We start from the raw sequence: 19548 nt of genomic DNA, 5'->3' as shown, positions 1-19548 counted from the left end.
TATGGCCTTCACGCCGTCTACACACAAGCATCCACTCGGGCCGCCCGCCAATCGTATCGACTGCAGTCGCCTGTCCCTTCATCGCTCCGGCCAGCAGTCCACGCGCACGGCTGCGACCGGTTCAGTTCTCCAGAAGCGCCGCCAGCAGCGCGGGCAGACCCGCCGACGCTGCCGCGACGTTGTCCAGCACGTCCTGCAGGGTGATCACTTCATCGGGATCGGGTCCGGCGCCAGCCGCCCAGTTGGCGACGATCGCCAGGCATGCGTAGTCCAGTCCAAGTTCGCGTGCCAGTCCCGCTTCCGGCATTCCGGTCATTCCGACCAGGTCGCAGCCGTCGCGACGCATCCGCACGATCTCGGCGCGCGTCTCCAGTCGCGGGCCCTGGGTCGCGCCGTAGCAGCCGCCATCGACCAGATCGACACCGGCCCTCCGCGCCGCCTGCACCATCGCGATGCGCAACGCGCGCGTGTAGGGTTCGCCGAAATCCACATGCAGCACTTCGCCGCCGGACTCCGTCCACGACTCGCCCTCGCACAGCGTGGACACGCGCCCCCAGGTGTAGTCGATCAACTGGTCCGGGCAGGCAAGGACCCTCGGCCCGAAACGATCGGTGATGCCGCCGACGGTATTCAACGCGAGCACCCGGACCGCACCCAGCGTCTGCAGCGCAGCCAGGTTGGCGCGGTAGTTGATCAGGTGCGGCGGTACCGAATGACCCTCGCCATGGCGGGCCAGAAAGGCCACGCGGCGGCCGTGCAGCGTGCCGATCCGCACCGGCCCCGACGGCTTGCCGTAGCAGGTCTCCAGCTCATGGCTTTCGACGTCCTGCAGCGCCGCGAGCCGGTAGACCCCGGTGCCGCCGATCACCGCCAGGTCGATCGCGCCGCCGGTCGCGCTGCCACTCGTGCTCATGCCGGATCCTTCAACGCGTAGATGGCCGGCAGATTGCGGCCCTGTTCGTGAAAGTCCATGCCGTAGCCGAACACATAGCGGTCCGGCACCTCCACCCCGGCATAGTCCGCACGCACGCCGGGCACGCAGCGGTCGTGCTGCTTCACCGTCAGTACCGCGACACGCACGTCGCTGGCGCCCTGCTCGCGGCACCACTGGATGATTTCGGCCAGGGTGTGTCCTTCGTCGAGGATGTCGTCGGCCAGCAGCACCCGCCGCCCGGCCAGCGGCGTCGCCGGCCGGTGCTTCCAGACCAGGTCGGCGCCGCGGGTTTCACCGCGGTAGCGGGTCGCATGCAGATAGTCGAACGCGAGGTCGAGTCCGCGCGCGCCCAGCTCCATCGCCAGCCGCGCCGCGAACGGCAGGCCGCCGTGCATGATGGTCAGGAAGACCGGCGGCTCGTCGTAGTCGGCGCGAATCGCATCGGCCATCCGCGCAACCGCCGCCTCCAGCTCGTGCTGTTCGACGACGACCTCGGAATGTTCCAGCGCCCAGGCCAGATCGTGTCCACTCATCAGGTCAGAACCTCCAGCCGGCTGCGGCTGTCACTGTAGCGGGTGTCGGCCCGCAGGACGTCCCAGCCGGGCGCATCGCGTCCGGCCAGCCCCGACAGGACCAGGATGTCGAGCGTGCGATCGCGGACCGCCGCGAGGGAGTCCTCGACCAGTTCGGGATGGCAGACCAGGACCACGTCGCAGCCAGCGTCCAGATGCGCGTTGACGCGCATACCGACACCACCGGCCGTGTCCGCCGCCTTCATGCCGATGTCGTCGCTGAAGACCACTCCGCGGAAGCCCAGTCCGCCATCGGCGCGATCGGCACGCAGAATCTCCTCGATCCAGCGTCGCGAATAACCGGCGGGATCGGCGTCGACCTGCGGATAGCGCACGTGCGCCATCATCACCGCATCGGCGCCCGCCCCGATGCCCGCAGCGAACGGTACCAGGTCGAGCGCACGGATCTCCTCGAGCGTGCGCGGGTCGGTGGCCGCCTCGAAATGGGTGTCCTCCGGCACCGAGCCATGGCCGGGGAAGTGCTTCAGCGTCGCCGCCATCCCGGCCTCGTGCATGCCCTGCACGTAGACGCGGGCGAAATCGGCGACGACCGCGGAATCGGCCGAGAACGCACGATTGCCGATCGCGCGATTGCCACGGCCCAGATCGACCACCGGCGCGAAGCTCAGGTCGACGTCGCTGGCGCGCACCTCGCTGGCCATCAGCCAGGCATGTTCGCGGGCCAGCGCCAGGGCGGAAACCGGATCGTCGGCATGCAGTCGTCCGAACGCTTCCAGCGGCGGCAATGCCGCATAGCCGTCGCGGAAGCGCTGCACCCGTCCGCCCTCCTGATCGACGCAGACCAGTTGCGGGCGCGGCGCGGTTTCGCGGATTGCCTGCGAGAGCTCGCGTACCTGTGTGTGCGAGGCAAAGTTGCGCGCGAACAGCACCACGCCGGCGCAGGCATCGTGCTGCAGCCAGTCGCGCTCGCGAGCTTCCAGTTCATGTCCGGCGACGCCGATCAGCAGCATGAAGACTCCATCAGGACCGCACCAGGACGGTGCGGCCATTGTATTGAAAGGCGATGCCACGGATTAGCGCGGATCGACACGGATACGCCTTCCGTATCCCCCCGGCCCGCCCCGGCCGTGCAATCCGCGGCAAAAGGTTCCACGTCGCCGACGTCATCAAGAACCGGCCCGCTCGTCGTCGCTCCATTGCGAGTACGGCCGCGTCGCCAGCGCGAGATTGTAGTAGCGCACCATTTCGGTCACCTCACGCCCGAGCCAGCCGGGATGCTCGAAGGCTTCGTCCGCATCTTCCAGCTCGATCTCGGCAACGACCAGTCCGGCGTTGTCGCCGAGGAACTCGTCCACCTCCCAGGTGTGCGTACCGACGGTGACGAAATGACGGCGCTTGTCGATCTTTCCACCGACGCAGAGTTCGAGCAGATCGCGTGCGTCGGCAATCGGGATCGGATAGTCGAACTCCTGGCGGGTGTGGCCGAGCTCCCTCGATTTCAGGTTCAGGAATGCCTCCTCGCCGGCGATGCGCACCCGCACCGAGGCCTTCATCGCGGCGCGCCCATTCTCGCCCGCATCCATCGCCACGAGGTCGTTGAGATAGCCCTGCGCCATCGGCACCACCGCGTGCGCGGCCGTGCGCCAGCCATCGCCGACGACCAGGAACTTGCGTTCGATTTCCAACCCCATGCAAAACCTCTACGAACTTGAATAACCCTGGCACTCATCAATCAATACGCGCCCAGCTGTTACCGTCGAAAGCCATGATGTCCTTGCCACCAATTGACCACAACACACCATCTGAGGTGCTGAGGTGATAGCAGCTACTGGGCGAGTCTTCACCGAAATCGACCGGCAAGAGCTTGTCCTGGTCGAGCGTGAATAGTCCGTACATGGTCGACAGATAAAGCTTGTCCTGATACCAGGCGAGATCCCAGATATCATCGATCATGCTCTGGTGATCGATGATATCCCATGCATCCCCGCGCCCCCTAAGCAGCAGTCCTTTACGCCCCGATGCGTAGACCACACCGTCGCCCGCGCAGAGTACCCGAGTCAGCACGATGTTGGTCGGGCTTTGCTTCTGGCTCCAGGTGTTGCCGTCGAAGCGCCAGATTTCACCATCCAACCCCACTGCATAGATGTCCGATTCGGAGAATCCGTCCACCGCCTCGAAGCCGACCACTTCCCTACTGCCATCGGCCGGTCTGGCGCCCTGATCTATAGAGACCCACTGATGGGCATCGTTTCTACGCCAAGCCTGGCGGTTCATGCCGACGACGTAGACGTGTTCACCGATGGTACGAACACCCCGCAGCGGGCCTCGGGCTTTGATCAACTCGTCGGTGTTACCGATTTGTTCTTCGTGTCGATCACCGCCACCCAATAACAGCACGCCCCCATAGACGCCGACAGCGCACATCTGCTGCAGCGGCTTTTGCGCAATAGCAATACCCGCGGTCGGCCATAGCACACGTCCCCCATCCCGCCAGACATGGTTGTCCCATTCGACGAAGTCGGAATGCGGGTACTTCGCTTTGTCTAGTTCATCGGCACTCATCGCGATGTAGGTCAGATCGAAAAAACGAACTGCGCCGGTTACAAACGAATAAGTACCAGTCCAATGGCCGCTCACTGATTTCCTCCTTGGGTATTGTCTATCGGCAGCCAGCAGCGCCGGATATGCCTGCTGAGCGAATGGCATTCGTGCGTGCGGCAGCCTGTGCCGTTGCGGCAGACACATCTGCCGCGGCAAAGCTTCCGGTTTGCGCCGCCTTGATCTTCGTATCGTCCGTCATTCCCTGGCGCTTGTGGTAGTGGTCCAGCTGATGCTTGATGCATTCTTCGTCGCAGGCCGATTCAGGCAACGTCTTGGTGACAGCCTTGGCCGCACTCTTCTTTGCCACCCCATACGTCGTCGCAGGCGCCATGACCGAACTCCCTCCATCGACCGCCAGCGACTCGGTCGGCGCCCCTGCCGCCGCCGCGCTCTGGAAGGTATGCAGCATGCCGTGGGATCCGGTGAACAGTGTTTGCTCCTCGGCACAAATGGAGGACGCCTTGCCCTCGCGGTAGTCTTCGGAAACACCGGCCAATGTCGGGCCACTGCAGCCACTGGCATGTACCTCGCCAGCACTCGATAATGCCTCAGCCACGGATTACACGGACAAGCGCGGATGGAACATTGTCGACGCGGCCTTATCCGTACTCGTCCGCGCGATCCATGACCACAACCGTCAACCCGGCTCGAACAGCGCGATCGACTCGACGTGTGCGGTATGCGGAAACATGTCCATCACCCCCGCCGCCTTCAGCTTCCAGCCTTTCTCGTTGACGAGGTAGCCGGCGTCGCGCGCCAGCGAAGCCGGATGGCAACTGACGTAGACGATGCGGCTGAACTGCTTCAGCGGCAGCACCGACAGCACGAAGTCCGCGCCCGAACGCGGCGGATCGAGCAGCAGCTTGTCGAAGCCCTCGCGCATCCACGGCTCGCCGGAAAGATCCTTGGCCAGGTCGGCGGCGAAGAAACGCGCATTCGCCAGGCCATTGTGTCCGGCATTCTCGCGCGCACGCTGCACCAGTCCGGCATCGCCCTCGACACCGACCACCTCGCGCACCTGCCGCGCCAGCGGCAGGGTGAAGTTGCCGAGGCCCGCGAACAGATCGAGCACGCGCTCTCCCGGTTGCGGATCGAGCAGATCGAACGCGTGGCGGATCATCTTGCGGTTCAGCCCCGCGTTGACCTGGATGAAATCCAGCGGCCGGAACTTCAGTTCGATGTCCCAGTCCTGCAACCGGAACGACAGCGGCATTGACGCCCCGTCGTCCGAGCTCCCCTCCGGTGACAGCGGATGCACGCTGTCGACGCCGCCGGGCTGCAGGAAGATCATGAGATCGTGTGCCTTAGCGAAAGCCGCCAGTGCCGCCCTGTCGTTGTCCGACAGCGGTGCCAGATGGCGGAAGGTCAGCGCGACCCGGTGCCGGGCGGCACCATCTTCGCCGGGCTGGCCGTCGCCGGCGATGAATTCGATCTGCGGGATCTCGCGCCGCGCTTCGAGGCCATCCACCAGGGCCGACAGCGCTTCCAGCTTCGTGCCGATCTCGGGAATCACCGTGTGGCATTCGCGCAGGTCGGCGACGAAACGCGGATCGGTCTCCCGGAAGCCGACCAGGGTCCTGTCCTTCTTCTCGACCCGGCGCACGGACAGCCGGCCCTTGCGGCGATAGCCCCAGGCGGCGTCGGTCAGCGGTTCCAGCCAGCGCTCCGGCGTGACGTGCCCGATCCGCTCCAGGTTCTCGCGCAGCACCCGCGCCTTGGCCAGGATCTGGCGATCCTCGGCGTAATGCTGCAGCGCGCAGCCGCCACAGGTGCCGAAATGCGCGCACCGCGGCTCGACCCGTTCGGGCGCTGCCTGCAGGACCTCGAGCGTCTGCGCCTCGTCGTAGTGGCGATGGCGCCGGGTCTGGCTGGCGATCACCCGCTCGCCCGGCAGTGCGCCGCCGACGAACACGGTCTTTCCTTCGGCATTGCGGGCGACGCCGCGGCCGTCATGGGTCAGGTCGATGATCTGGATTTCGAAGGGGGTACGGTCGATGCGGGCCACAGGCTGGCAATGAAGCTGGCGGGGCCGCGCATTGTCGCAGATGCCGGGGGGCTGAGGGCCGGCTGGCGCGCTCTTGCAGCTCGCAGACGATCCGCAGCAGCGGCGTGAGCCGCGGATCAGGCTTTCATTGGAGGCCCAATCGCGGCTTGCGCCGCCCCTGACGCTCGTACCTGGAGCGGAAGGCCGGCGCCACGCCGCTCTTCCCGCTACTTCTGCTTCCAGCTGCCGCCGCTCTGGTACCACCAGCCCTTGCGGGCGCTGGCGATCCACTGCCTGGCGAACACCTCGCGGATCTGCGGCTCCCATTCCGGGTGCCCGTTGGCGACCGCGACCTCGCGATAGACCGCCTTGCGATCGCGGTTGTCGTCGGCGACGGCCTGGTTGATCGCGACCCGGTCCTTCAGCGGCAGCTTGGACGCATCGCGCACGACGATGGTCCCGTCGGCGGCGAAACCCAGTGCGCCGGCGTCGAAGCCTGCCCGCAGCTGCGAGTCGAACCGCGACGCCATCCGCGCCTGGATCGCCTGGATCGCCGGAGTCCGGATCGTGATGTCGGGCTGGCCCTGCGCCCGTGCGCCACCGATGCCGGCAAGCGCCCACCAGTCGACCTCGCCGGCCTGTGCGAGCAGGCCGGCAACCGGGCCCGGACCGATCGCGGGCGCCAGCGACGCCGGCTTCAACGAGGCACTCTGACCGCCTTCGCCCTCCGGGACCGGCTCGGGCGCGGCGGCTTCGTCGCCGATCACCTTCTCGACGAACTCCTCGGCAGCCTCTCGTGCTTCCGCCGCCGGGAAATAGACATTGATCGTGACACAGGCCGTCAACATCACGGCCGCCACGGGAAGACCCAACCAACGACGCATGCTCGTTCTCCTGGCTGTTGCGTTATCTGCCGTCGTGCTTTTCGACGGGACCGGACGGCGGCCGGGCCCGACGGACCAGGACCCGCCCCGCAGGGACTGTCCTGATGATGTGCTCATTCAACCACCGGCGCGACATCGCCGCTGCCGACGGCACCGAGGCGTTCGACAAGCGTGGGCCAGTGTACACGCCGGTTGTAGCCCACCACGGTCAATCGCGGGATGCCTGCACCCTCGACGACAATAAAGCCGCGCCCGACTGAACGCAGTCCGTCCATCTCGCATACTTCGTCCGCCAGCGTGCAGGCGATCCCGATGCGCGAATAGCCGAAGTCGTCGAACAGCCCGATCAACTGGCCTTGCAGGCTGGTCACGAACGACGCGTCGCCGACGCTGGACAGATCCTGCACCGCGCGCTGGCTGATCCGCTGGCGCACGCCGCGGGTCCTCTCGGTATGCAGTTCGGCCTCGAACGCGACCGGCTGCCAGTTGACCAGGCGCAGCCCGCCGATGCGGCCATGCAGACGTCCGGTGATGCTGCCGAAGCCGAACACGCCGGTCAGCGCCTCCAGGTCGAGTCCTTCCAGTGCGACGTCGGCCGAGAGCGTCGGCGCGACTCCGAACGGCCGCTCCATCGACAACGCGGAGACCGCGACCCGGCCCTCGAACAGTTGCATGTCGAGGCCGCCGTCGAAGTCGAGCCGGTCGGCCGCATAATGCGCCATCGGAATGCGCCCGCTCAGCGCGCCGGTGAACGCCGGCCATCCGAGCGACGTGCTGAGCTGGCCGATGTCCAGATCGTCCAGTCCCAGTCCGAAGCGGACGTCCAGCCCCTGCCCTGCCGCCGGTGGCCGGATCCGCAGGCGTTCGAAACGGAGCTCGCCGCCGAGCATCGGCACCGCGGCCGTCGGCATCTCCAGCACGCCGTCATGGCTGAGGAACGGCAACCGCGATGCGCCGAACCGCAGACCATACAGCTCACCACCTTCCCATCGCAGTTCGCTGCTTACCGGCCCGTGCGCGGCATAGCGCACGTCTCCGCGCAACCCGGTGAAAGTGAAGCGCCCCCTCGGATCGTCGATGGCCGCCCCCTTCGCACCGTCGCCCGTGAGTTCGATCGCGGCCGTCGCCAGCTCGCCGTCGCTGATCGAGACCTCACCCTCGGCCTGCCCGGCCAACTGCAGTTCGGCCAGGCCGGCCATCCCGAACCACCCGCTCAGATAGGCGTCGCCGAGCCGGCCCAGGTCGGCGCTACGGAAATCGACCTGGAGATCACGCAACGTCGCATCGGCGTCGATGCGGGCCTGGCCGCGCGCATCGAGCACCGCACCGTCCTGCCACTGCCATTGCGGCAACCGCCAGCCTCCGCCGGCATCTCGCTCGGCGTCCAGCGCCAGATCGACGCGCCGCTGACCGAGCGAGACGTAGGTGGTGCCGAACAGCAGCTCTCCGCCCTCCAGCCGTCCGTGCACCGCAAGGCTGGGAAGGGCGCCGAACCGGCTGTCCAGCTCGAGCATCGCCCGTACGCCCTCGGCTGCGATGCGGCCGTCGGCGGTGTCCAGCGACAGGCCGTCCAGCCGGATCGGGCCGGACACCCGCAACGGCCGGTCCGCCGGGGCGCCGGCCTGCAGTTCCGCATCGATCCGCCCGTCGCCGAACCGCCCTTCGGCCCACGCCTGCGAGACCAGCGCCTGCGCCCATGCGACCGGCACGTGCCGCAGATCGATGCGGGTGATGTCGGGGCTGCCTGCGTCACGATGCAGCGCCAATTGCGCGCGCCCCCGCGAGAGGACGGCATCGGTCCGCGCGGTCCCCAGCGCCAGCGCCAGCCGCATCGGCGCCCGGCCGCGGCTGTCGACGTTGCCGTCGCAGCGCCAGCCGCCGTCGCCGTCGCCGTCGCGCTGCAGCGTGCACCGCCAGGTCACCGCCTCGAACCGATAGCCGAGTTCCGGTGCGACGACACGGCGCGCATGCACTTCCAGGGTTCCGTTCATATCCCCGGCCGGCCATTCGAGTCGTACCCGGACGCCATCCAGCGTCGCCACTGCGGTATCGACACGCTCCGCCCTCAATACCAGCGCCCGCGCCGACGCCTCGCCCGCCATGCACAGGACGAGCAGTACCGTTGTGCTCATGAAGCGGGCTAACATCGGCGGGGGCATGGCCGGCAGCATACCGGGCCCATACCCGGCTTCGCTGAACCCAGCGCCTGGCACTCCAGGCGCCCCCCTCGCACACGGACGTAGCACATCACCATGAATACAGGCTCCGCGCCCCCTCGCATCCTGCTGGTGGAGGACGATCCCACCAGCCTCGGTTTCTTCAAGGCCGCACTCAAACCGCTCGATGTCGTCGTCGAAACCGCCGATTGCAGCGGCACCGCGCTGTCGCTTGCCCAGGACCGGCGCCACGCGCTGTGGCTGTTCGATGCACACCTGCCCGACGGCACCGGGATCGGACTGCTCACCCGTCTGCGTGCGCAGGGCATGCGGACGCCGGCGGTCGCCCACACCGCATCCCTCTCGACCACCGAACGAGCGCAACTGCTGGCCGCGGGTTTCGAGCAGGTGCTGGTCAAGCCGCTCGCGCCACTCGAACTGCAGGCCGCGGTGCGGACGATGTTGCAGACCCATGCGTCGCCGGCGGTCCCGGCGAGCGAGCCGGAGCGGGCCGCCGATGGCCAGCCGATATGGGACGATCGCGCGGCCGACCGCGCGCTCAATGGCAATCACCAGCACGTCATGATGCTGCGGCGGATGTTCCTGGCCGATCTGGAGCGGACGCGCGAACGGATCGTGGCCGGCTGGCGCGGGGACCCCGCCGACGCGCACGCCGAACTGCACAAGCTGCGCGCCGCCTGCGGCTTCGTCGGCGCCGTCCGTCTGGCCGACGCGGTCGAGGCGCTTCAGCACATGCCCGACCTGCCGCAGAGTCTCGAACGCTTCGAGCGGGCAGTGGACGAGGTGCTGGCCTCGCAGGCCGACGACGCGCCCGCCGCCGTGCCGCCGCGCGATCGCGGTCCGGCTGGCCGCGATCCGTCCGGCTACGACGGGGTCGGCCCCGGCCCAGGCTGATCGTCGGCGCCGCCGCGCGCGGCCGCCGGCATCACGCTGGCCAGGGCCGCGAGCATCTCCCAGGACTTCAGGCCCCGCGGCCCCAGATGATGGGCCAGCACTTCACGGATCGGCCGCCGCAGCGACGCCAGGTCGGCCGCATCCGGCAGCCGGTCCTCGCCCAGCGAGAGCAGCGCGCGGCCGGTCGCCGCACCGGCCCGGTCGGCATGCCCGCGGTCCGACAGCAGCCGGCGTGGACCGTGCTCGGGATCGAGACGATAGCGCGCGGCCGGATCGATAGCGTCACCGTCTCCATCGAAGCGCAGATCGAAACCGACGCCGAGCGCATCGAGCAGATCGCGCTCGAAGCGCCGGAGCGTCCAGCCCAGAGGATCGTCGCCACGCAGGCGCTCGCGCGCATGCGCGTACGCGGCGAACAGCTCGGGCTGCGGTACCTGGCGCGGCGCCAGACGCAGCGTCAGTTCGTTGAGATAGAAGGCCGACAGCGCCGCCTCGCCCGACAGCCGCGGCGCGACATCCATCGCTTCGGCATTGAGCAGCCGTGCCAGTTCACCGCGCCAGACGGCATCGAACCGTATCGACTGCAGGGGCTGCAGCGCGGCCTTCAGGGGATGCCGCCGCGCACCCTGCACGCCGCGCGCGAGCAGTCCGATGCGGCCGTGGTCGGCACTGAGCACCTCGACCAGCAGGCTGGTCTCGCGCCAGGGCCGAGCATGCAGGACGAAGGCGGGCTCGGCGGTCAGGCGCATCGCGCAGGCATGGCTCAGTCGTGATAGCCGAATGCGCGCAGTGCCGCCTCGTCGTCCGACCAGCCCTGGCGCACGCGCACCCAGGTTTCGAGGAACACCCTGGCTCCGAACAGCCGCTCCATGTGCTGGCGCGCCTTGGCACCGATCTCGCGCAGGCGTTCGCCGCCCTTGCCGATCACGATGGCCTTCTGGCCGTCGCGCTCGACCCAGATCACCGCGCCGATCCGCAGCAACGGACCCGACTTCGCGGTTTCGTCTACCTCGAACCGCTCGATCTCCACGGTGGTCGCATACGGCAGCTCCTTTCCGAGCTGGCGCATCAGCTGTTCGCGCACCATCTCGCCGGCCAGGAAGCGCTGGCTCTTGTCGGTGATTTCGTCCTCGCCGTAGATCGGCGGCTGCTCGGGTACCAGTGCGAGCAGGGCGGCGACCAGCGCCTCCAGCCCGGTGCGCTTGAGCGCCGAGATCGGGTGCACGCCGGCGAAGTCACGCCCCTCGCTGACCTGCGCGAGATATGGCAGCAGCACGCTCTTGTCCTTCAGCCGATCGACCTGGTTGACCACCAGCACGACCGGCAGGCCCGCGGTACGCAGCGCTTCGTAAGCGAAGCTGTCGGCCTCGTCCCACTGTCCGGCGCGGACCACCAGCATCGCCGCATCCACGCCTTCCAGCGCACCGCGGGCAGCCCGGTTCATCCACCGGTGCATCGCCGATGCGGTCGCCTTGCCCTGCTCGCGGTGCAATCCGGGCGTGTCCACCAGGACCAGTTGTCCGGCATCGAAGGTGGCGATGCCGAGCAGGCGATGGCGCGTGGTCTGCGGACGATTGGAAACGATGCTGACCTTGGCGCCGACGAGGGCATTGATCAGGGTCGATTTGCCGACGTTGGGACGGCCGATGACGGCGACGTGGCCGGCGCGATGGCTGGGGGCGTTCATGCAGGGATTGTACTTGGGGCCGGGGGGCCAGGGCCGAGTGAGCGCGCACTGGAGGGCGATCCCCTGGACACGACCGTCGGCGACCGTAGGAGCGACGCAAGCCGCGATCGCGCCTTCGGATGAAAACCTGATCGCGGCTTGCGCCGTTCCTACAAAAGCCCGGGGCCGCAGGAACCTGCCCGCCCTCAGCCCTCAGTCAGCCCTCAATCCTTCCAGCGCCGCTTCGGCGGCGGCCTGTTCGGCGGCGCGGCGCGAGTTGCCCGCACCTTCGGTGCGCAGCGAAGGATCGGCCAGCGTGCAGCTGACATGGAAATGCTTGGCGTGTTCCTCGCCGGTCTCGGCCAGCAGCGCGTATACCGGCAGCGGCTTCTGCCGCCCCTGCAGCCACTCCTGCAAGCGGGTCTTCGCGTCCTTGCCGACCTTGTGCGGCGGTGGCATGGCCGCCATCACCGGCTCGAACCAGGGCAGCACGATCTTACGGCAGGCCTCGAAGCCGGCGTCCAGATAGATGGCCGCGACCACCGCCTCGACCGCATCGGCCAGGATGGAATCCCGCCGATGGCCGCCGGACTTCATCTCGCCCGGGCCCAGGATGAGCTGCGCCCCGAGATCCAGCCCGCGCGCGATCGTCGCCAACGAGGATTCGCGGACCAGTTCGGCACGGGCGCGGGTCAGCGCGCCTTCGTCGACCTGGGGCCAGCGCTGGAACAACGCCTCGGCGACGAACAGGTTGACCAGCGCATCGCCAAGGAACTCCAGCCGCTCATAATGCGGCGCACCGGCACTGCGGTGCGTCAGGGCCTGCCGGAGCAGGCCGATGTCGGAGAAGCGATGGGAAATCCGCCCATTCAAGCCGGTCAGTCGAGGCCGCCGCTGCGACGCATTTCCTGGGTCGCATTGAAACGGCCGACCACGTCCAGGTTCCCGATCAATGGCTTGCGGACTTCATAGTCGACCGTCACCAGGTAACCGGCGTCGCGTCGCTCGATCTTGAAGTGCTCCTTCTTGATGTTGTCGGCGTAGCTGACGTACAGGCGCCGGAAGAACAGATCCCGGATCTTCGACGGCTCGGCATTCGCGGCGGCGGGGTCGGTCGACAGCTCCGACAGCGCGCGCTTGACCGCGTAGTACTCCGAATACATCGGGATCAGTTTCATGCCCATGTAAATGAACACGCCCACCACCGCCAGGACGATGATGAAGCTGATCAGGGTCATGCCACCCTGCGTGCGTTTCATGACGTTGTGTCCCATGCCGTTCTCCCCGTTGCTCGTTGGACGCGATTGATCGATCCGTTCTGCCGGACCGGTTGCCCGGCCCGTCTCCAACCCGACTCCCCACCCGATGTCCGGCCCGGACCTCAGGGAATCCGCGACCCGATCCGCGACCAGTCGATGCCCCCGTCGATGTTCATCCAGATCAGGAACGCCTTGCCGCGGAGATTCTCCTCCGGCAGGAAGTGCGTCTGCCAGTATCGGCTGTCCTCGCTATTATCACGATTGTCGCCCATCACGAAATAGTGACCCGGCGGCACCACCCACTCGCCCTCGCCGTGGTCGGCATACGGCAGCGAGATCCGCTCGAGGATCCGGTGCTCGCGCCCGTCCAGGTCTTCGGTCAGCTCCTCCGAGCCGGTCATCTCGCGGCCGTTGCCCTTGCCTTCGTAGATGCCGACCGGCTGATAGCGCAGCGGCTTGCCATTGAGGTAGACGGTGTTGTCGCGATAGGCGACGGTGTCGCCCGGCAGCCCGACGATCCGCTTGATCCAGTCCTGGTCCGGGTGGTGCGGGGGGCGGAACACCACCACGTCGCCGCGCGCGGGCTCGCCCAGCGCCACCACCTTGGTGTTGGTGATCGGCAGGCGCAGGCCGTAGGTGAACTTGTTGACCAGGATGAAGTCGCCCGTCAGCAGGGTCGGCATCATCGAGTTGGACGGGATCCGGAACGGTTCGGCGACGAAGCTGCGCAGGATCAGCACCACCAGCAGTACCGGGAAGAATGCCTTGGAATAGTCGACGTACCAGGGATCGCTGTCGTCGTCGAGCAGGGTGGCATGGGCAGCACGTCGCCTGGCCAGATACAGCTTGTCCAGCAGCCAGATGAAACCCGAGACGAATGTCAACGCCACCAGGGCGATTTCAAACCAGCGCATGCAGGTTCCTTCGGAGCAGTGATTCGTGATGGGAGACCGGCGGTTCGCAGGGGGCCTGGGGAGCCGGGACGACCTCGGCCAAGCCTGCCGCCCGGAGCATAGCGGCGGGCGTGCTATTCGTCATGGACGACAGCCGGCACGGCGCCTGCCCAGGCGCACCGCCGTCCCCTGGCGTCATTTGCTGTCCACCTGCAGCACCGCCAGGAAGGCTTCCTGCGGGATCTCAACGCGGCCGACCTGCTTCATCCGCTTCTTGCCTTCCTTCTGCTTTTCCAACAGCTTCTTCTTGCGGGTGATGTCGCCGCCGTAGCACTTGGCAAGCACGTTCTTGCGCATCGCCTTGACCGTGGTGCGGGCGATCACCTGGGATCCGATCGCGGCCTGGATCGCGACGTCGAACATCTGCCGCGGGATCAGCTCCTTCATCCGCTCGCAGAGGTCGCGGCCGCGGCGGTCGGCGTGGCTGCGGTGGCAGATGATCGACAGCGCGTCGACCTTGTCGCCGTTGATCAGGATGTCGACGCGGACGAACGGGCCGGGATCGAAGCGCAGGAAGTGATAGTCCAGCGACGCATAGCCGCGGCTGACCGACTTCAGCCGGTCGAAGAAGTCCAGCACCACCTCGGCCATCGGCAGCTCGTAGGCGACCTGCACCTGGCTGCCCATGTAGGTGATGCCGATCTGGCTGCCGCGCTTCTCCTCGCACAGGGTGATGATCCCGCCGATGTAGTCCGGCGGGGTCAGGATGTTGGCGCGGATGATCGGCTCGCGGATCTCGTCGACCTGGTTCACCGGCGGCAGCTTGGCCGGGTTGTCCATCGGCACGATGCTGCCATCGGTCTTGAGCACCTCGTAGACCACGGTCGGCGCGGTGGTGATCAGGTTGAGATCGTACTCGCGCTCCAGCCGCTCCTGCACGATCTCCATGTGCAGCATGCCGAGGAAACCGCAGCGGAAACCGAAGCCCATCGCCTCCGAGCTCTCCGGCTCGAAACGCAGCGCCGCATCGTTCAGCCGCAGCTTCTCCAGCGCCTCGCGCAGGTCCGGGTAGTCCTCGGCGTCGACCGGGAACAGGCCGGCGAACACGCGCGGCTGCATTTCCTGGAAGCCCGGCAGAGGCTTGGGGGCCGGGTCGGCGGTCAGGGTCAGGGTGTCGCCGACCGGCGCGCCGTGCACGTCCTTGATGCTGGCGTTGACCCAGCCGACCTCGCCGGCGCCGAGCCTCGCCAGTTCCTTGCGCTTGGGCGTGAACACGCCGACGTTGTCGACCTGGTGGCTGCGGCCGGTCGACATCACCGTCAGCTTGTCGCCGGGCTTGATCTCGCCCTGCATGATGCGCACCAGCATCACCACGCCCAGGTAGTTGTCGAACCAGGAGTCGATGATCAGCGCCTGCAGCTTGTCGGTATCGCGCGGCTGCGGCGGCGGGATCCGCTGGACGATCGCCTCCAGCACGTCCTCGACGTTCAGCCCGGTCTTGGCGCTGACCGCGACCGCATCGGTGGCGTCGATGCCGATCACCGCCTCGATCTCGGCCTTGGCCCGGTCGATGTCGGCGGTGGGCAGGTCGATCTTGTTCAGGACCGGCACCACCTCCAGCCCCTGTTCGACCGCGGTGTAGCAGTTGGCGACCGACTGCGCCTCCACGCCCTGGGCGGCGTCGACGACCAGCAGCGCGCCTTCGCAGGCGGCAAGCGAGCGGCTGACCTCGTAGCTGAAGTCGACGTGGCCGGGGGTGTCGATGAAATTGAGGTGGTAGGTCTTGCCGTCGCGGGCGGTGTACGGCAGCGACACCGACTGCGACTTGATGGTGATGCCGCGCTCGCGCTCGATCGGATTGTTGTCGAGCACCTGGGCTTCCATCTCGCGCGCGGTCAGGCCACCGCACAACTGGATGATGCGGTCGGCCAGGGTCGACTTGCCGTGGTCGACGTGGGCGATGATGGAAAAGTTTCTGATCTGCTGCATTCGGGCGATTCGGGTCCGCCCGGGACGGCTGTCTGGGCGCGATAGGGGCTCGTTGATGGGCGCGGGCACGCGCCAGGCTAACGGGAGATTATCGCACAGCGGCGACACCCCAAGGGCACGACCCGGCCGGCCGTGCCCGCGACGGCGCTCGGCGCATCCGCGCCGCACGCCGGCCCAGGACGGTGTCGCCCCTCAGCGCCCCTAATCCAGGGTGACCGCGACGAACTGGGTGCCGCCGCCTCGGCGCACCAGCAGCATCACCGTATCGCCGGGCCCGGCGTCCGCCAGTTCGCGGTCCAGCGCCGCCGGCGACCCCACCGGCTTGCGCCCGACCGCCATCACCACGTCCCCCGGGCGCAGGTCAGCGCGCGCTGCTCCGTCGCCGACCGCGGTGATCAGCACGCCCTCGCCCGCTTCCAGCCCGAGCTGGCGGCGCTGGGCGGCGGTCGGGCTCTGCGTGGTGAGACCTAGCGGATTGCCGGACGAGGATCGCGGGGCGTCGCCCTCCTCGTCCGGACGTGCCGGAGCGCTGGCGACTTCGCCCTCGAGCGCGCCCAGCACGACCTTGAATTCGCGCAGCTTGCCGTCGCGCACGACACCCAGGCGCACCTCGCTGCCCGGCGCGCGGGCGCCGATCAGCGGCGGCAGGTCGGCCGAAGTGTTGACCGGACGGCCGTCGACGCTGCGGATGACGTCGCCGACCTCCATGCCCGCCTTCTCCGCGGCGCTGCCGGGGCTGACCACCGATACCAGGGCGCCGGTCGTGGTCTTCAGCCCGAAGCCGCGCGCGGTCTCGGCATCGATCGCCTGCACCTGCACGCCAAGCAGGCCGCGACGCACCGAACCGGTCTCCTTCAGCTGCTCGGCCGCGTTCATCGCGAGGTCGATCGGGATCGCGAAGCTCACGCCCATGTAGCCGCCGGAGTTGGAGAAGATCTGCGAGTTGATGCCGATCACCTCGCCGCTGGTGTTGAGCAGCGGACCGCCGGAGTTGCCGCGGTTGATCGCCACATCGCTCTGGATGAATGGCACGTACTGCTGGCCGGAGTACGGATTGCTGCGGCCGACCGCGCTGACGATGCCGGCGGTGACCGAATGGTCGAGTCCGAACGGCGAGCCGATCGCGACCGCCCACTGGCCGGGCCTGGTCAGACTGGCATCGGCCGCGCGCAGGAACGGCAGGCCGGTGGCGTCGATCTTCAGCAGCGCGACGTCGTACTGTTCGTCGCTGCCGATCACCTCCGCCTCCAGTTCGCGCCGGTCGGACAACCGCACGGTGATCTTGTCCGCACCGTCGACGACATGGTGATTGGTCAGCAGGTAGCCGTCGTCGGAGATCAGGAAGCCGGTACCCAGCGAGACTCCGCCCGGGGCCTGCGGCATCTGCGGCCCGTCCGGAAGCATGCCCGGCGGCAGCATGCGGCGGAAGAATTCGGGAATCTCGCCCTGCCCCGGCATCTGTCCGCGCGCGGCGCGGCGCGGCGCGATCTCGGCGCTCACGTTGACCACCGCCGGCCCGACCCGCTGCACCAGCGTGGTGAAGTCCGGCAGCCCGGTGACCAGCGGCCGTGCCGGCGTCGCCGCGGGTGGCGGCGCGATGGTGGAATTGCGGGCCTCGCCGGCGGTGTCGGCCGGCGGCTGCGCGGTGCAGGCCACGGGAAGCGCCGCGGCGATCAGTCCGGACAATGCGAGTGCACGAAACGGTCGGCTCATGGAATCGGCCTCTCTAGGGAAGTGTCTTTCAGGAAACGGCGGGGCCCGGAAGTCGGACGGGAGTCGGACGTACCGTGCCCCGGAACGGGGCCCTGCAATGGCGGGGAACTTCGCGAACGGCGGCCCGACTCGGGCGGAAATGCCCTGCCGCGACATCCGGCCGCTGCGGCTCAACGGCCCGGAGGCGACACCGGCGGCTCGACCTCGCCTTCGGACAGGCGCGGCTCGAACGGATAGAACGAGGGCGAGACCGGTACCGGCTCGCCATAGCCCACCGTGTACCCGCCCTGGCCGCCAGAACCCGGCAGGACGGCACGCGGCCACGGCCTGACGTTCGCGCCGGCGTCGCCGGGGTGGAACGGGTCGCGCACGGCAGCGGAAACGTCGGCAACGACATCGGAAGCCGCGGGGGCAGATCCGGCCAGGCTTGCCACCGTCTCGGCGGATGTACCGGTGGCTGCGCCCACGACCACCGGCAGGGATGGCTCGCGGCGTGCCACGCGCACCGCGGCACGTTGGCTCTGCCCGCGCGAACGACGTTCCGCACTGCGGCGCGGGACCTCGGCCACCGCCACCGCGGCGGCCGCGGCGCTCAGGCCGGTCTCGAACCCGACGTCACCGGTCTCCACTCCCGCCGGGTCGGTGGACGTCGCAACGACCGCAGACGACGCCGGTCCCGTCGCTCCGGTCGGAGCGGAAGCTTCGACCGCGACCTGCTGGGCTGGAGCCGGACCGGTATCGGAGCCGGCGGCGTCGGGACCGCTCAATGGGCGGGCGACGAACAGCGCCGCAACCGCCACCGAAGCCGCCAGCGCCGCACCGGGCACCCAGCGACGGCGCGTGGTACGGGGGGAGACATGGGACGTCAGGCCCAGCGGGACGGCCGTCTGCGCGGCAGCCGGCGCCTCATCCGCAATGGCCCGGGCGAGCCGGTCGGCGAAGCCGGTCGGCGCGACCGCCTCCGCACGACGGCGCAGCACGTCGCCGGCCAACTGCCAGCGCCCGCAGGCCTCGCGCCATCGGCCGTCGTGCGCGAGCCGGCGATGGGCGAAGCGGGTTGCTTCGGCCTCCAGCTCGCCGTCGAACAATGCCGACAGCACTTCGCGGTCGTCGCCGTGCGTCATCAGGGGATCGGTCGGAGAGTTGTGCATGCTGGTCATGTCAGTGGGCGGGCTCCCGGACGGGGCGGTTGTCCAACAGGGGACGCAATTGCGCATCGATCGCCTCGCGGGCGCGGAATATCCGCGAACGCACGGTGCCGATCGGGCAGTCCATCTGCCGGGCGATCTCCTCGTAGCTCAGGCCTTCGACCTCGCGCAGCGTGATCGCGGTCCGCAGCTCCTCGGGCAGCGATCCGACCGTCTCCATCACGGTACGCTCGATCTCCTGTCGCATCAGTTCATGTTCGGGGGTGTCGGTATCGCGCAGGCGGAGACCACCGTCGAACTGTTCGGCATCGGCGGCGTCGACATCGTCGGTCGGCGGTCGGCGGTTCTGTGCGACGAGATGGTTCTTGGCGGTATTCACGGCGATCCGGTGCAACCAGGTGTAGAACTGGGCGTCGCCGCGGAAGTTCGGCAGCGCGCGGTAGGCGCGCATGAACGTCTCCTGGGCCACGTCCTGGCACTCGCTCCAGTCGGGTATGTAACGCCCGATCAGCCCGACGATCCGGTGCTGGTACTTGCGCACCAACGCATCGAAGGCCGCGCTGTCGCCCTGCTGGACACGCCTGACCAACTCCTGGTCGAGCGCGCTGTCCTGCCCGCGGGCTTCGTCTTGAACGAGTTTGTTTTCGGCCATGCCGCGCCGGCACTCCTGTCAGCTCGGCAACATGCAGTGATACACATCGGCCGAACAATGGGACAACCCTGTCGGGGAAAAGTTCAATCCTGGGGCAACGCTGGTTCGAATCCGCGATGCCGCGCCCTGGCCGCACTGCTGCCCGGGGATGGCGGCAACCCGCCCAGGCCGGCCCCGGACGTATGATCGGCGGGCGAATCCGGCGGAACGAACCGGTGCAT

Annotated in this window: 19 protein-coding genes; 1 reads left to right on the top strand and 18 read right to left on the bottom strand. The window is 68.1% G+C overall.

Annotation, left to right across the window (positions count from 1 at the left end; translation table 11 throughout):
• Nucleotides 1–121 precede the first annotated feature (121 nt).
• The 9 genes from L3V18_RS17235 to L3V18_RS17195 all read right to left on the bottom strand — a co-directional run bounded on the left by L3V18_RS17235 (nucleotide 122) and on the right by L3V18_RS17195 (nucleotide 9068).
• Nucleotides 122–913, bottom strand: coding sequence for an S-methyl-5'-thioinosine phosphorylase (locus tag L3V18_RS17235; RefSeq protein WP_237056566.1), 792 nt, complete (start codon nucleotides 911–913; stop codon nucleotides 122–124).
• Nucleotides 910–1467: a hypoxanthine-guanine phosphoribosyltransferase gene (locus L3V18_RS17230; protein WP_237056564.1), complete on the bottom strand. Its 558-nt coding sequence runs from the start codon at nucleotides 1465–1467 to the stop codon at nucleotides 910–912. The genes L3V18_RS17235 and L3V18_RS17230 overlap by 4 nt, the downstream gene beginning before the upstream one ends.
• Entirely contained in the window at nucleotides 1467–2477 is a 1011-nt protein-coding gene (nagZ, locus tag L3V18_RS17225) for a beta-N-acetylhexosaminidase (protein WP_237056563.1), read from the bottom strand. Before nagZ ends, L3V18_RS17230 begins: the two co-directional genes overlap by 1 nt.
• 156 nt (nucleotides 2478–2633) lie before the next feature.
• The gene (locus L3V18_RS17220; protein WP_237056561.1) at nucleotides 2634–3158 is read right to left on the bottom strand and encodes a CYTH domain-containing protein; all 525 of its coding nucleotides are present in this window, start codon (nucleotides 3156–3158) and stop codon (nucleotides 2634–2636) included.
• 37 nt (nucleotides 3159–3195) lie between these two features.
• A complete protein-coding gene (locus tag L3V18_RS17215; RefSeq protein WP_237056559.1) occupies nucleotides 3196–4104 on the bottom strand; it encodes a hypothetical protein in 909 nt (302 codons plus the stop codon).
• A gap of 22 nt (nucleotides 4105–4126) precedes the next feature.
• Nucleotides 4127–4624, bottom strand: coding sequence for an HNH/endonuclease VII fold toxin-2 domain-containing protein (locus L3V18_RS17210; RefSeq protein WP_237056557.1), 498 nt, complete (start codon nucleotides 4622–4624; stop codon nucleotides 4127–4129).
• Between the two features lie 81 nt (nucleotides 4625–4705).
• Complete coding sequence (gene rlmD / locus L3V18_RS17205) at nucleotides 4706–6073, bottom strand: 23S rRNA (uracil(1939)-C(5))-methyltransferase RlmD (protein WP_237056555.1); 1368 nt, start codon at nucleotides 6071–6073, stop codon at nucleotides 4706–4708.
• A 206-nt stretch (nucleotides 6074–6279) separates the two neighbouring features.
• Nucleotides 6280–6936: a DUF1318 domain-containing protein gene (locus L3V18_RS17200; RefSeq protein ID WP_237056553.1), complete on the bottom strand. Its 657-nt coding sequence runs from the start codon at nucleotides 6934–6936 to the stop codon at nucleotides 6280–6282.
• Nucleotides 6937–7049: 113 nt separating this feature from the next.
• Nucleotides 7050–9068: a translocation/assembly module TamB domain-containing protein gene (locus tag L3V18_RS17195; RefSeq protein WP_237056552.1), complete on the bottom strand. Its 2019-nt coding sequence runs from the start codon at nucleotides 9066–9068 to the stop codon at nucleotides 7050–7052.
• Nucleotides 9069–9188: 120 nt separating this feature from the next.
• Here L3V18_RS17195 and L3V18_RS17190 point away from each other — a divergent pair, with 120 nt between their 5' ends.
• On the top strand, nucleotides 9189–10007 hold the full coding sequence (locus L3V18_RS17190) for an Hpt domain-containing response regulator (protein WP_237056551.1): 819 nt from the start codon (nucleotides 9189–9191) through the stop codon (nucleotides 10005–10007).
• On the opposite strand, the gene recO is transcribed toward L3V18_RS17190, so the two are convergent.
• From recO to rpoE, 9 genes are all read right to left on the bottom strand, one after another.
• Nucleotides 9977–10756 carry a DNA repair protein RecO gene (gene recO, locus L3V18_RS17185; RefSeq protein WP_237056550.1) on the bottom strand — a complete coding sequence of 260 codons (780 nt, stop codon included), beginning with the start codon at nucleotides 10754–10756 and terminating at the stop codon, nucleotides 9977–9979. The genes L3V18_RS17190 and recO overlap by 31 nt on opposite strands.
• A 14-nt stretch (nucleotides 10757–10770) precedes the next feature.
• Entirely contained in the window at nucleotides 10771–11694 is a 924-nt protein-coding gene (gene era / locus L3V18_RS17180; protein ID WP_237056549.1) for a GTPase Era, read from the bottom strand.
• A gap of 192 nt (nucleotides 11695–11886) precedes the next feature.
• Nucleotides 11887–12555 carry a ribonuclease III gene (gene rnc, locus L3V18_RS17175; protein WP_237056585.1) on the bottom strand — a complete coding sequence of 223 codons (669 nt, stop codon included), beginning with the start codon at nucleotides 12553–12555 and terminating at the stop codon, nucleotides 11887–11889.
• The gene (locus L3V18_RS17170) at nucleotides 12552–12932 is read right to left on the bottom strand and encodes a DUF4845 domain-containing protein (protein ID WP_237056548.1); all 381 of its coding nucleotides are present in this window, start codon (nucleotides 12930–12932) and stop codon (nucleotides 12552–12554) included. Before L3V18_RS17170 ends, rnc begins: the two co-directional genes overlap by 4 nt.
• A gap of 122 nt (nucleotides 12933–13054) precedes the next feature.
• Nucleotides 13055–13846 (bottom strand): signal peptidase I, encoded by a 792-nt coding sequence (gene lepB, locus L3V18_RS17165; RefSeq protein ID WP_237056547.1) that lies wholly within the window; start codon nucleotides 13844–13846, stop codon nucleotides 13055–13057.
• 174 nt (nucleotides 13847–14020) lie between these two features.
• Entirely contained in the window at nucleotides 14021–15814 is a 1794-nt protein-coding gene (gene lepA, locus L3V18_RS17160; protein ID WP_237056546.1) for a translation elongation factor 4, read from the bottom strand.
• A 201-nt stretch (nucleotides 15815–16015) separates the two neighbouring features.
• Entirely contained in the window at nucleotides 16016–17527 is a 1512-nt protein-coding gene (locus tag L3V18_RS17155; protein WP_237056544.1) for a DegQ family serine endoprotease, read from the bottom strand.
• A 170-nt stretch (nucleotides 17528–17697) separates the two neighbouring features.
• Nucleotides 17698–18687 carry an RseA family anti-sigma factor gene (locus L3V18_RS17150; RefSeq protein ID WP_237056542.1) on the bottom strand — a complete coding sequence of 330 codons (990 nt, stop codon included), beginning with the start codon at nucleotides 18685–18687 and terminating at the stop codon, nucleotides 17698–17700.
• A gap of 1 nt (nucleotide 18688) precedes the next feature.
• Nucleotides 18689–19327 carry an RNA polymerase sigma factor RpoE gene (gene rpoE, locus L3V18_RS17145; RefSeq protein ID WP_237056540.1) on the bottom strand — a complete coding sequence of 213 codons (639 nt, stop codon included), beginning with the start codon at nucleotides 19325–19327 and terminating at the stop codon, nucleotides 18689–18691.
• Between the last annotated feature and the right edge of the window lie 221 nt (nucleotides 19328–19548).

The organism is Marilutibacter chinensis, from assembly GCF_021725675.1.
Taxonomy (GTDB): Bacteria; Pseudomonadota; Gammaproteobacteria; order Xanthomonadales; family Xanthomonadaceae; genus Marilutibacter; species Marilutibacter chinensis.
This window is presented reverse-complemented; position numbering and strand designations above follow the sequence as displayed.

Coding starts and splice junctions, on each gene's coding strand:
- L3V18_RS17235 (WP_237056566.1), bottom strand. CDS start 913: ATGAGCACGAGTGGCAGCGCGACCGGCGGCGCGATCGACCTGGCGGTG.
- L3V18_RS17230 (WP_237056564.1), bottom strand. CDS start 1,467: ATGAGTGGACACGATCTGGCCTGGGCGCTGGAACATTCCGAGGTCGTC.
- nagZ (WP_237056563.1), bottom strand. CDS start 2,477: ATGCTGCTGATCGGCGTCGCCGGACATGAACTGGAAGCTCGCGAGCGC.
- L3V18_RS17220 (WP_237056561.1), bottom strand. CDS start 3,158: ATGGGGTTGGAAATCGAACGCAAGTTCCTGGTCGTCGGCGATGGCTGG.
- L3V18_RS17200 (WP_237056553.1), bottom strand. CDS start 6,936: ATGCGTCGTTGGTTGGGTCTTCCCGTGGCGGCCGTGATGTTGACGGCC.
- L3V18_RS17195 (WP_237056552.1), bottom strand. CDS start 9,068: ATGAGCACAACGGTACTGCTCGTCCTGTGCATGGCGGGCGAGGCGTCG.
- L3V18_RS17190 (WP_237056551.1), top strand. CDS start 9,189: ATGAATACAGGCTCCGCGCCCCCTCGCATCCTGCTGGTGGAGGACGAT.
- recO (WP_237056550.1), bottom strand. CDS start 10,756: ATGCGCCTGACCGCCGAGCCCGCCTTCGTCCTGCATGCTCGGCCCTGG.
- era (WP_237056549.1), bottom strand. CDS start 11,694: ATGAACGCCCCCAGCCATCGCGCCGGCCACGTCGCCGTCATCGGCCGT.
- L3V18_RS17170 (WP_237056548.1), bottom strand. CDS start 12,932: ATGAAACGCACGCAGGGTGGCATGACCCTGATCAGCTTCATCATCGTC.
- lepB (WP_237056547.1), bottom strand. CDS start 13,846: ATGCGCTGGTTTGAAATCGCCCTGGTGGCGTTGACATTCGTCTCGGGT.
- lepA (WP_237056546.1), bottom strand. CDS start 15,814: ATGCAGCAGATCAGAAACTTTTCCATCATCGCCCACGTCGACCACGGC.
- L3V18_RS17155 (WP_237056544.1), bottom strand. CDS start 17,527: ATGAGCCGACCGTTTCGTGCACTCGCATTGTCCGGACTGATCGCCGCG.
- L3V18_RS17150 (WP_237056542.1), bottom strand. CDS start 18,687: ATGACCAGCATGCACAACTCTCCGACCGATCCCCTGATGACGCACGGC.
- rpoE (WP_237056540.1), bottom strand. CDS start 19,327: ATGGCCGAAAACAAACTCGTTCAAGACGAAGCCCGCGGGCAGGACAGC.